At 40.5% G+C, this 12,306-nt stretch carries 11 protein-coding genes; 4 read left to right on the top strand and 7 right to left on the bottom strand.

Annotated features, from left to right (window positions below):
• The first annotated feature begins 12 nt into the window (after positions 1 to 12).
• Complete coding sequence (locus LC586_RS26935) at positions 13 to 477, top strand: hypothetical protein (RefSeq protein ID WP_229488298.1); 465 nt, start codon at positions 13 to 15, stop codon at positions 475 to 477.
• Between the two features lie 197 nt (positions 478 to 674).
• On the opposite strand, the gene mrdA is transcribed toward LC586_RS26935, so the two are convergent.
• The gene (gene mrdA, locus LC586_RS26930; protein WP_229488297.1) at positions 675 to 2,552 is read right to left on the bottom strand and encodes a penicillin-binding protein 2; all 1,878 of its coding nucleotides are present in this window, start codon (positions 2,550 to 2,552) and stop codon (positions 675 to 677) included.
• Positions 2,553 to 2,753: 201 nt separating this feature from the next.
• Here mrdA and LC586_RS26925 point away from each other — a divergent pair, with 201 nt between their 5' ends.
• Both LC586_RS26925 and LC586_RS26920 read left to right on the top strand, forming a co-directional pair.
• Positions 2,754 to 3,881 carry an ABC transporter ATP-binding protein gene (locus tag LC586_RS26925; protein WP_229488296.1) on the top strand — a complete coding sequence of 376 codons (1,128 nt, stop codon included), beginning with the start codon at positions 2,754 to 2,756 and terminating at the stop codon, positions 3,879 to 3,881.
• A 299-nt stretch (positions 3,882 to 4,180) separates the two neighbouring features.
• On the top strand, positions 4,181 to 4,612 hold the full coding sequence (locus tag LC586_RS26920; protein ID WP_229488295.1) for a hypothetical protein: 432 nt from the start codon (positions 4,181 to 4,183) through the stop codon (positions 4,610 to 4,612).
• Between the two features lie 93 nt (positions 4,613 to 4,705).
• Here the strand turns inward: LC586_RS26920 and LC586_RS26915 are convergent, their stop codons facing one another.
• The 6 genes from LC586_RS26915 to LC586_RS26890 form a co-directional block, all read right to left on the bottom strand.
• Complete coding sequence (locus LC586_RS26915) at positions 4,706 to 5,230, bottom strand: GNAT family N-acetyltransferase (RefSeq protein ID WP_229488294.1); 525 nt, start codon at positions 5,228 to 5,230, stop codon at positions 4,706 to 4,708.
• Between the two features lie 71 nt (positions 5,231 to 5,301).
• A complete protein-coding gene (locus tag LC586_RS26910) occupies positions 5,302 to 6,075 on the bottom strand; it encodes an MlaE family ABC transporter permease (protein WP_229488293.1) in 774 nt (257 codons plus the stop codon).
• Between the two features lie 260 nt (positions 6,076 to 6,335).
• Positions 6,336 to 7,010: a response regulator transcription factor gene (locus tag LC586_RS26905; RefSeq protein WP_229488292.1), complete on the bottom strand. Its 675-nt coding sequence runs from the start codon at positions 7,008 to 7,010 to the stop codon at positions 6,336 to 6,338.
• 63 nt (positions 7,011 to 7,073) lie between these two features.
• Positions 7,074 to 8,492, bottom strand: a complete 1,419-nt coding sequence (locus tag LC586_RS26900; protein WP_229488291.1) for a sensor histidine kinase — start codon at positions 8,490 to 8,492, stop codon at positions 7,074 to 7,076.
• Positions 8,493 to 8,537: 45 nt separating this feature from the next.
• Positions 8,538 to 9,272, bottom strand: a complete 735-nt coding sequence (locus LC586_RS26895; RefSeq protein WP_229488290.1) for a DUF4079 domain-containing protein — start codon at positions 9,270 to 9,272, stop codon at positions 8,538 to 8,540.
• A gap of 813 nt (positions 9,273 to 10,085) precedes the next feature.
• Positions 10,086 to 10,466, bottom strand: a complete 381-nt coding sequence (locus LC586_RS26890; protein WP_229488289.1) for a hypothetical protein — start codon at positions 10,464 to 10,466, stop codon at positions 10,086 to 10,088.
• Positions 10,467 to 10,717: 251 nt separating this feature from the next.
• On the opposite strand from LC586_RS26890, the gene LC586_RS26885 reads away from it, so the two are divergent.
• Entirely contained in the window at positions 10,718 to 11,746 is a 1,029-nt protein-coding gene (locus tag LC586_RS26885; RefSeq protein ID WP_229488288.1) for a DMT family transporter, read from the top strand.
• The last annotated feature ends 560 nt before the right edge of the window (positions 11,747 to 12,306 follow it).

Below are 12,306 nucleotides of genomic sequence, written 5' to 3'. Positions count from 1 at the left end.
AAAGTGTCTAATATGTCTAATCAGCAGCCTAAAGATAATACTACTGAAGATGACTTGACTAAATATCAGAACTTTGACATTGAAAAACAAAACTATAGATTGGAGGTTATCAAAACTTGGATATCTGGTTTAGGCTTGTTAGCTACAGTTTTCGCAGGTATTGGACTTTATTTTAACTACAATTCAGAGAAACAAAAACTAGTATCAGAGCGTTTTTCAAAAGCAGTTGAAGCAATGGCAGCAGAGAATAACGACAGGAATTTAGTTGGTTCTGTAGGTGGTATTTATACCCTGGAATGGATCGCTAATAATTCTCAAAAGGACTATTGGACAGTCATGGAAGTTCTTACCCTCTATGTCCGAGAAAAAGCAAAAATTCCAACACAAAATACACTAAACCTACAAAAACAAGAAAAAAAAGATCAACCGGGAGTACAGCAAAATATTAAGGCAGATGTTCAAGCGAGCTTGAGATGATGGCTGTGGACTGTAGATAATACCTCCAATGAGGATGAGTCCGATCGCAATTAATACAAGTAATTTATTTTTCATTTCAGTTGATATCCCTTGAATAAATCGTTTTTCGGTAACCTTCACAAGGATATAACGTGCGATCGCATCTCAGTATTACCCGTAAGGGTAGTTTTTTTGAATTACCCTTATCTCCCCTCTTCCTAATTTCTGCGCCTGTTTCCTGAATTTTGAGTATTTTGTTTTAACTCATCAAGCGCTGGTTTCTGATACTTACCTGGATATTTGCGCTGAAAATATTCTTCCATAATTTGTAAGATCATCGGCGCAGCAATGCTACCACCACCGCCGCCGGAATGTTCAGCAAATGCCACAATCAGAACTTCTGGCTGTTCAGCAGGTGCATAGGCTCCAAACCAAGCGTGATTTTGCTTAACACGGCCCTTCCACGCTTCAGCAGTGCCACTCTTACCAGCGACTGGGGGAACTGTTGGCTGCTTCAAAGCCTTACCCGTACCTTCAGCTACTACTTTCCGTAGTCCCTGACGGAGAATACTTATGGTTGTCGGCTTCATATTTAAAGATTCTCGCCAGCTTTTTGCTTCTTCATTGTCTTTAAGCAAATGCGGCTGGACTCGGTAGCCACCATTAGCAGGCACGGCAAACATGATGGCAACTTGCAACGGTGTAGTTTGTAAAGCACCTTGACCAATTGACATATTAATGCTATCGCCTACAGTCCAAGGTATCTTCCAAGCTTTTTGCTTCCATGCCTCATCTGGAACTAAACCTTTTGCCTCTTCGTTGGCAAACTCAAAGCCGGTTTTTTTACCAAATCCATACTTGCGAGTCCATTCAATTAAAGTTGGGCCGCCGACTTTGCGACCAATTTGATAGAAGAAGGTATCACTACTCCACTGTAATGCGCCGACAAAACCCAATGGGCCGAATCCGGCGTGATTCCATTCACCAAATCGGGTGCCGCCAAAGTTTAAGGAACCGTAGGTTTGCAAGACTGTGCTAGGAGAAAATTTACCTGATTCTAACCCGGCTGTGGTGGTGACAATTTTGAAGGTGCTAGCGGGTGGAAAAGCGCTGAGGGCGCGATTGACCAAAGGATGATCTGCACCTTGTACAGTTTCCCAATCTTTTTGGGTGAGTTTCTGCTTCGAGAAAATATTTGGGTCAAAGGTAGGGTGAGATACCATTGCTAAAACAGCACCGTTCTTTGGGTCAAGTGCCACGATCGCACCGTTGCGATCGCCTAAAGCTTTTTCTGCTGTTTTTTGCATATCTAAATCTATGGTCAAGTGCAAATCGTTACCAGCTTTTGCCTGTTTCTCACCCAAAACCCGGAGTGGCCGACCTGCACCATCCACTTCTACTTGCTGTCCGCCCCATTCGCCCCGCAGACTTTTCTCATAAGCTTTTTCAACTCCCATTTGACCAATCACATCACCCAATCTGTAGCCTTCCTGCTTCTTTTCTTTTAACTGCTCGGCGGTCAGTTCTCGCGTATAGCCTAATACATGAGCTAATTCTTTGCCGTGGGGGTAGTAACGAACGGCTTCTGTAGAAATTTCTACATCTTTAAGTTCGCTTTGATACTCCTTTAATGCTGTGATTTGTGCTTCGTTCAAGTCACGAGCAATCCGTATGAGTGAAGAAGAGTTAGCACCTGCCTCTTCTAGTTTCTTTTCAATCTCTTCTTGGGGAACGTCGAGAATTTGAGATAGACGCGCTCCCACAACTGACCATGCTGGCTTGGTATGTGCCATCGGCCACAAATATACAGAGCGAGGATAGCGAGTACTGGCTAAAAGTTTGCCGTTGCGGTCAAAGATATTGCCTCGTTCTGGTTGTTTGGGGATCATCCGAATTCGATTTGACTCGGCTCGTTTGCGGTGGTTTTCGCCTTCTGTAATTTGCAAATATGCCAAACGAACGCTGATTCCTGTCACCATTGATAGAGTAAATATAATTAAAAATATCGGCTGGAAACTCTGTCCAACTGTACGTGTATTTTGTTTTCCGCCAATACGTGTATCTTTTTTGCTGCCAATTGATGGGAATAAAGACATAAGACAAATAATGATTCCAATAGCGGTATTATCTGTATACAATTACCCTAAACTCACGCCCAGTACTGGGTATAAAAGAATCGGGCAAGTATATTCTTGAACAATTGTTTTTGGCGGATACAATAAACCAAAGTGTAAAATCTAGTCTGCCAATAGACTACTGACAAAATCACGTAATATCACGGCATTCTACTGAGGATTATGGCTCAAATTGTCATGCAGAATCAAAGGGGGATAACAACTTTTCAGCCACTTGATGTTGAACTGCGTAATGTATTCAAGTTTTTTAACCAAGAACCAGCAGTACATGGAATAGATTTGGATGTCAGACAGGGAGAATTTTTTAGTATTTTAGGCCCCTCCGGTTGTGGTAAAACAACAACACTACGTTTAATTGCTGGGTTTGAAATCGCTGACGCTGGTAAGGTGTTAATTCAGGGTAAATCTATGACTAATGTGCCGCCTTACCGCCGACCCGTCAATACTGTATTCCAAAGTTACGCTCTATTTAACCACCTGAATGTTTGGAATAATATCGCCTTTGGACTGCGGTTAAAAAAAATCCCCAAATTGGAAATTGAAACTAGAGTCGAAGAAGCTTTAAGAAGAGTAAAAATGGAAAGTTTGCGATCGCGCTTTCCCAATCAACTCTCTGGTGGTCAACAGCAGCGAGTCGCTTTAGCAAGGGCCCTAGTCAATCACCCCACTGTCGTATTACTAGATGAACCTTTAGGGGCGTTAGATTTAAAACTACGTAAAGAAATGCAAGTGGAGTTATCAAATTTACACAAAGACTTGGGATTGACCTTTGTGATGGTGACACACGACCAAGAAGAAGCATTATCTTTGAGCGATCGCATTGCCGTGATGAACCAAGGCAAAATTGAACAAGTTGGCACTCCCAGCCAAATTTACGAACGTCCTTGCACATCCTTTGTTGCTGATTTTATTGGTGATACTAATTTATTCAGTGGTGAAATCGTAGCCGTAGACTCCTCTAATATTAAAATTTCCACAAAAACGGGACTCTCAATTATCATTAGCCGCGCTGAAGATACACCATCTGAATTATCACAAGCGGTGGTAGTCAGCGTGCGGCCTGAAAAAATACAGCTTTCGCTTTATCCACCCAATTTGCCAACTAACTGCTTTGAAGGACGGCTTATCAATGTTATGTATTTGGGCACACATGTTAATTATGTTGTGGAATTAACAAATGGCATTAGCATAAATGTGTTGCAACCTAATACTTTTGGCGTTTTAGCAGACCGCGACACACCGATCTACACTTGGTGGGCAGAAAATGATTGTTTAGCTATTAGTCAATAGTTATAAGAATCTGCCTTATATAAGATTAAATAATGGAATAAGACCTTGACCTAAGAGGCTCTTGAGCAGGAGGAAGGGATCAGGGGTAAAGATACTGTAATTCATCTGCCACAAGGGTTTCAACAGCCCTAAATTTATTTATGCCCAAAAGTAAAAATATTTGTTTCGAGATGTGTAACACGAGAAATAATCCGTCCAAACTTTCAGCAGCCCTAAATTTATGTATGAGAATTTCCCCCCAAGCTAAGAGCTCCCTGCCCCTTTTCCTCTTGTTGACCCTGTACTAGGAGTATTAACCCATGTCAATTTTGAAAAGAGTTCCTTGGGTGTCCCTGGCGCTAGTAATGCTTAGTTACAGTAGTTTGGGCTGGGTAATATCTGAAACACGCGCTCCTCTGTTTGTGTGGCTGGCGACTGTGGTTGCTATCTTGCTTTTAATAGTAACGTTGACCATTCCTTGGCTAAAAATGACATATTATTTGAATGTTTTGCTTAAATCAAATACTAGGTCTTTCGGCGTTGCCGTCTTAGGAGCTTTCTTATTCTTTATTATGATTGCCTGGTTTCGGGTATTTCTTGATACTTTGCTGATCATTTCGGCAACTATATTAGTCAGGATAGACTTTCAAATGGCAGGTCTTAGGGAAGGGCTAGCCTTTTGGACTGCCTCTACCTTTTCATTAGCAGGTTTGGCCTTGGGTGCGCTAATCCATAAGTTAATATATTCGTGAATTTCGCTAATTTTCTTAAGTCATCGGCTTTTTTCTATTTATCCAAAAACGGTATCGTAAACTACTATTTTTTAGCGATGGCTACGCCCCCGTTTATTTATAAATCCTGTATTCAACCTCATCAAGAAGATAACCACTCTTGTTAATCTGTTGAAACTCCCGAAATACTTTACCCCCAAGACTTTCTGCAATTTTCCGACTGGGGATATTTCTTTTATCAACAGGGTAGGAAAGATAATTGTATTCCAAATTTTTATCCACCCAGTCTTTTAGTGCATGAATTGCTTCTCTACCAAAACCATGACCATGAGCGGATTTTTTGAGCCAAATTCCTAACTCCGGTGTATGAGTATCAATAGCCCCAACCTCGCAAATCCCTAAAAACTCTAAATGATCCTTCTTGAGAATTACCAACACTAAATTAGTGTGATTTTCTCGTTGTAGAATCATATCTCTGATTATCTTTTCGGTTTCACTGAGACTCTGGACTGGTTTCGGATACATAAAGGTAGTAATTTCGCTTGTAAATTCTCGAAATACATCTTCTGTATGTTCCAACGAAATCGTTTGTAAAATCAGTCTTTTAGACTCTAAACTTACTTTTTCTAAATTCTCCATAAGTTACGATTAAATCCCCGCCTTGTGACCATGATAACTGATAACTGTTGACTGTTCACTGATTTAATACTTCAAAATGTAGGCTGTTCAAACAGCAGTACAGAAAGGAAAAAATCCATCACAAAAATTGATATCCAACTAGTAACCACTGCTTTTGTTGCCGATTCTCCTACTTCTTTTGCTCCCCCCTTAGTAGTTAATCCCCAACTACAGCCAATAACCGCAACCAGCACACCAAAAATAAACCCTTTTAGCAAAATAATAAACAAATCTGACGGTTCTAAAAAATTTCTGACTGATTCTAAAAATGTTTCAGGAATAATTTTGTAAAAATATGATGCGGCAAAAGCTCCCCCAAAAATGCCCGTAACTAAAGCCAAAATCGTCATCAAAGGCACCATTAAACTACAAGCAATTACTCTAGGAACTACTAGATAATCAATTGGATCAGTTTTGAGCATATAAAGTGCATCAATTTGCTCTGTGACTTGCATTGCACCGATTTCTGAAGCAAAAGCAGAACCTACTTGTGCCGCCATAATACTAGCAGTCAAAATTGGAGCCAATTCTTTACAAAAAGCTAAGGCAAAAGCACCTCCTACAGCATTGATAGCTCCAAATTGGACTAATTCTCTTGCCATCTGAATAGTAAAAATCATCCCTGCAAAACCGCTAACAAGGAGAACTGGAGAGATAGAATCTGGCCCTGCGGTCACGAGATGTTGCAGAATCTTGCGATAGTACGTTTTTCCTTGGAGGAAATGTAGCCACACTTGACCGAAAAGCAGTACTGCTACAAAACAGCGTACAATCCAAGATTGCTCAAAATTTGTTTTTATTCGCAATTTTATCGTCCTTAAGACTGACTAATTGTTGCACATATCTTATATCAATTCTCCAAAATAAGACTAATAAGACTACAGATATAAAAGGGGAAACCCAGCCAGATGTAATTTAACTTTCTCAATTACGTAGAGTATTACGAATTGGTATTTTGGTGTAGAAATTGATTTCATTAAATAAATCCTTGGGTTAATATCGTTCCTGCAAGAGGAAATGATATTAACCCAAGGATGTGAATAAAAATAAAATGTTTTGACTTTGACTATTCCCGAAGTACGTAGCCCACACCACGCACCGTATGAACCAAGCGTTTTTCATTATTTTCCTCTAGTTTTAGGCGCAAGTAGCGGATGTACACTTCGATGATATTGGAATTACCCATAAAGTCGTAACCCCAAACTTTTTGTAGAATTTGGTCTTTAGTAAATACCTGACGGGGATGGGAGAGCATATATTCTAACAAGTCAAACTCTTTAGCTGTTAACTCAATTGCCCGTTTACCCCGATAAACTTGGCGAGTCCGGTGATTTAAACTCAAGTCTTCAAACTGAAAAATATCCTGATCTGTTTCTTGAGTACGGCGTAGATGAGCGCGGATTCTAGCTAGCAGTTCCTCTATACTAAATGGTTTAACTACATAATCATCAGCTCCTGCATCCAAACCTGCAACGCGATCGTTAACTTCATCTTTTGCTGTCAGTAAAATTACTGGTATGGAGATCCCAGTTGCCCGCAAGCGACGACAGATTTCCAAACCTGACAGCCCTGGAAGCATCCAATCAAGAATGACTAAATCTGGCGATAACTCCCGTGCTAACGTTAAACCAGCGATGCCATCATGTGCCACGTTTATATTGTAACCTTCGCTACTTAGTTCTAATTCAACAAATCGCGCCAGTTTAACTTCATCTTCAACTAAGAGGATATTTGCTGCCATATTTGTAATTTTAAAGCGGATAGGATGACAATCAAAGTGCTACTTTAACCTGACTTTGACTAGCTATGTAAGTAGAGTGATGGTAAACACACTCCCTTCTCCTAATTTTGATTGCACAGATACACTACCACCCATACCCTCTACAAGAGTCTTAACAATGGATAAACCCAAACCACAACCGCCAGTAGCATGAGAGCGGGATTCATCTACGCGGTAAAATCGCTCGAAAATACGTGTTTGGTGCTGTAAAGGAATACCATAACCTTTGTCACAAACTTGAATAATCGCTTTGTTATGAACCTGATTTAACTTTAAAATTATAGGCGTATTAGCTTCAGAATAATTAATAGCATTATTAATTAAATTGAGCAATATTTGTTTAAAACGGCTGTAGTCTACTTTAACGCCAATAGGATAAGTTGTTGATTCAATTGTAATTAAGCGAGCGCTATATTTTTGCGCCATCACCACGACTTCTTCAACTAAATCATTCAACACATAAGATTTCATCTGAAAATTCAAATACCCACTATCTGCTCGTGCTAAATCAAGTAAATCTTGTAGCAAGCGAATGGTACGTTCGGCTTCTGAGGCAGCAGTTTCTAAAGCTTCTTGTTGAATTTCTGTTAAGTTATTCTGCCGTCGCAAGACGCTTTGTAAGTAACCATGTACAATCGTTAATGGTGTGCGTAACTCGTGAGAAACATTACTCACAAATTCTCGTTCTTGCTCCCAAGATTGCGAGAGGCGCGATAACAACATGGTTAAAGTTTGAGCTAATTCTTTGACTTCGCTGGGTGCATTATCAACATATAGTTGTGCTTTTCCTAAATCTTTTATAGAAATCACAGAAGTCATCTGACTTAGCTGGCGCAGTGGTTGTAGAGAACGCCTAATATAAAATGCACTTATAGTTATTATTACAATAATTGCCAAAATACAGCTAATATTCAAACTTTGCAGCATTGCCATAAACATTGTCTGTTCACGAGTAATATCATGTGCTACAAATAGCTTACCCAGATACTTACCCTGCACTTGCAAAAAACCACTACTCATAACAAAGTACCTTTGATTAACTTTGTAAATTTGTGGTTTAATCTGCATATTACTAAGGGACATTAACTCAGTCACCGTAGAGTTAGATAAGAAATCCAAAGTAGCAGATTTTATCAAAATTTTATTATCAGGACTTTTTAACCATAAAAATAAATTGGTATTTCCCAAGTTATTAATAGCCTTTTGCAATCCAGTTTCTGGTTGCATCATTTCACTGTAAAGTTGCACATCGCGCGGCAAGCGTTCAGTGATTTCTTCTATATTATGCTTCCGACTATCAATCAAAATTTGCTGCATTTTCCAACTAGTCCATGCAGCAAAACTACCTAATATTAAAGTTGAAAATGTAGCAATCCCAATGGTTAGGCGTAATTGCAATGAAAAAGGATCAAGATTTATCCAAATCTTTGTGGGTTGCTTCACTTTTAGTTTTGTCTAGGGAATTGAAAATATTGTTAGTTCTATTCATTATTGATTTTTAGGTAGAGATAGTGGCTGGATTGTACAAGATTTAGTATCACATTTTTGTTCATAAAGCATATTGATATAGCGTTCTTGCCAAGTGAGTGGGACTTCTAATAATGAGCGCGTTCCTGTTATCCCCTGCCCGATAAATAGTAAGAGAGCGAGGCAACTAACAATAATGTGAACGTTGCGCCAGCGATTGGTCTTATCTTTATAAATGTCTGGCAAAATGGAGAGTGAAAAAATCATCAGCAGAGCAGAGGTTAGCCCATAATAATAGTGAGAGATATACCATTGGTCAGTTTTGCGGTAGATACCATCTTGACATCCAAGCACTACTAATGCAATTCCTGTGAGGGTTGCAAATATGCCACGCCAGTTTTTCTGCTTTGCCTGATAGAGTAAATACAGAGAAGCGATCGCAGCCACAAACAATAACCCGATAAAGACTACCTGAAATGGTGCTTTAATCCAAACTTGATTGTCTAAAATATTACTAAAAATATCGTAGGCAAACGCTATTAAAATAATACCTACAACTGATCCAGTTAGCCAGCGACCCAACTGGGTATGCTCTTGTCCTACAGTGGCGGGAATTTTACTCTTACCTGTGGCTAAAGTTTGCAATCGGCGTTGACGGACTTGTAAAGCGCGGTTGACAATGACGCCAATTAAAGGAAATACTACGAGGACAGCGATCACTGGATGTAACAACAAGATAGCATCTCTAAATTCCATATCTGACCTTTCGTCAAAAGTTACAAATTAGTTTTTATCGAACAGAATTCAAGAGTCAGGAGCAAAGCCGGAGGCGGAGCGTAAAACCAACGGCATAGCAACTCTTAGAGACGCACTCGCTATCGCTTAGTACAGCATTTCCTTAATTCGTAGCGAATTAAATTTGGCAATACCCTGCAATGGCAATGAATGCGTCGGCGGCCTTGTTAATGCGTGGGCTTGCATTGTTAATGCGTGGGCGGCCTTGTTAATGCGTGGGCGGCCTTGTTAATGCGTCGGCTTGCATTGTTAATGCGTGGGCGGCCTTGTTAATGCGTGGGCGGCCTTGTTAATGCGTCGGCGGCCTTGTTAATGCGTCGGCTTGCATTGTTAATGCGTGGGCGGCCTTGTTAATGCGTGGGCGGCCTTGTTAATGCGTCGGCGGCCTTGTTAATGCGTCGGCTTGCATTGTTAATACATCTCAATGCAATGCCAATGCGTTCCCCTGCATTGGAAACGCTACGCTTTTACGCAAAACTGTACTTAGTGCGAGTCCGCGTCTCGTAGAGAGCGTCTTAATTCTGACTACTGAATTCTTCTTCAATTATTTATGTCTACTAGGACTTACGCACTGTACAAATGCGTCGTGATGTGCATTACCTATCTTGAGGAAGTTTTCAGGCTTTTCTTAATTATCCTGCGATCGTAAATAGACCATGCTGTAGGGGCTAAGCTTTTGCTGTGCCCTTACGAAAGATATGGTTTTTAACCTTAATCCATATTTGGTATTTATTGTCAATGCGTAAGTCCTATCTACCTACTTACAACTAAGAATTACTTGACCTCATCAGCTTCAAACTTTGTTACTTTACCTTTTTTAACCGCAACTACTACATCAAAGGTAGAACAGTAAGAAAAGGTCACATTATTGGCTTTATTGTAAAGATTAACCACCATACCTGCACCACCGGGTTGAATACCTAGCGGTTCAAGATCGCCAAAAAAGAAACGACGTAGTTCATCACCACCACCAAACTGACCCTTATGCTTGATGACTAAATCAATCTTTTGTTGAGTAGTCAAACCTGTAGCATCTTTCTTTTCTGCGGCTGATGCTTGCACCAGTGAAGGACTCACAATTTTAAGTGGAACATCCCAGACTGTTAGCATACCAACAAGAGCAACACCTGTGAGCAGAGAAGAAGCAATTTTCATTTGTTTTTCCTTGTGTTGAAGTTTCCCGATGAACTAAAGCATCTCATCTGCTACTGAAGCTCAAGTGAAACTAATCTACTAATTGTCTGAATTTATTCCTTATAAAAATTTAGTTTAGACTCAGCAGATTCTCAGGAAACTCTGATATTTTCAATCTCAGCCTGCTTTAAGTGTTTTCTCAGATTCATCTCACCTTAAATTACCCAAGTCAGCTGAGTATAGTAAAGAGTATTTTTTGCAGCAGTATTATTATGAGCAGACCGAGAAGATGGCATCCTTTTATCTATAAAATTCCCGGCCAAACCTATCTCTGGCTAGCAATTTTGATTTTTGGAGCCTCTAGTGCAGTTACCCGCAAGCTGACACAAATTGGCGCTCAACATTTCATGGATGGTCGAAATCCGATTTCTCTATGTAATGTTTTATTCGTAGGGAATCTGTGTGCCTTGATAGTTATGTTACCTATTTATAGGCGACAGTGGAACAAAAAAGCTTTGCACCAACTGTCAAAGAAAGATTGGTTGGCACTGATAGCGATCGCTATTTTATCAGGAGCGCTTGTCCCTGGCTTAATTTTCCAGGCATTAGCATTAACAGGGGTCAACAATATTATTTTGATTGGACGCTTGGAACCACCTCTGGCTATGGCTTTATCAGTCTGGTTACTCAGGGAACGGGTAAATCGTTGGGAAGTTGTAGGAGCGATCGCTGCATTTGTCGGCGTTACTCTAACTATTTTCCTGCAACCCTCAGAGACGACTACGATCAACATGAGTGTTTTAAGATTAGGTATTGGGGAATTATTGGCGGCGATCGCAGCTATAGCTTCAGTAGTTTCAACAATTATTGTTAAAGAATGGCTTTCCGATATCCCAGTGGGAATCTTTAGTATCTTTCGTACTGCTCTAGGAACTGTAATATTTTTCTTTAGTGCTTTAGTTCTCTATGGCAGCGACCATTTTATGGATGTATTTTCACCTTTCCTGTGGCAGTGGATGCTTGTTTATGCTGCTGTAATTGTGGTTGTAGGTCAATCATTTTGGCTCAAGGGCTTGAGAGCTTCTACTGTCTCAACGGCTTCTTTAGCTAGCTCCTTTACTCCAATTGTGGGAATCTTGGCAGCTTATTTGGTACTGGGTGAAGTCCCTACCTTAGCTCAATATATTGGTGGTAGCTTGATTTTAGTTGGCATATTCCTAGGCCAAGTTGGTGTTCGCTTTCAGATTTCTCGTAAAGTTGCAACTCAAGTAGAACAAGGTATGGGATTTAAAGGGATCTGAAAAGTGCTGAGTTAGGAGACGCGATTAATCGCGTCTGTACAGGAGTTATATCATGTTCGCTTGATTACTTGTTAAACCCGAAGAACCCCACCCCGACAATCGTCGCTTCGTCTCCCCTCCTGCTTGCGGGGAGGGGAGATTTTGGGGAGCCAGTGCGGTCTTGGGGTTCACCTGCGTGGAGCCGGATAGCGTGTGGGGTGCAACGACTGTAGAAATCATAACTAATTATGCGAACATGATATTATTTCTCGCTTGTTTTGCCCTTTGAGCAAAAAGGCCTTGGTGAAAGGATATGCAGCTTTTTTAATTCTTCTGGGTGGAAAACACGCGCCAGATAATAAAGACCGTAAAACCTAGATAGGTAAATACTGTCAGCCATTCTTGCCAGCTACCAAATTCATTATTCATCAGCAATAGCCGGAAAATTAATATTTTTAGCTTGAACGGCTAGAAGCCCCACACTGTACCTGTACTCAGGTCAGTGTTGGGATGAATAGCCGGACAAAAAGATTGCGTCCCCCGACCAATATCAACTGTCAGTTGATGAGGAAGTGGGGATA

The sequence above is a fragment of the Nostoc favosum CHAB5714 genome (genome assembly GCF_020829495.1).
GTDB lineage: Bacteria > Cyanobacteriota > Cyanobacteriia > Cyanobacteriales > Nostocaceae > Nostoc > Nostoc favosum.
The sequence above is the reverse complement of the archived record's forward strand: the minus strand, read 5'-3'. Positions and strand labels throughout refer to the sequence as shown.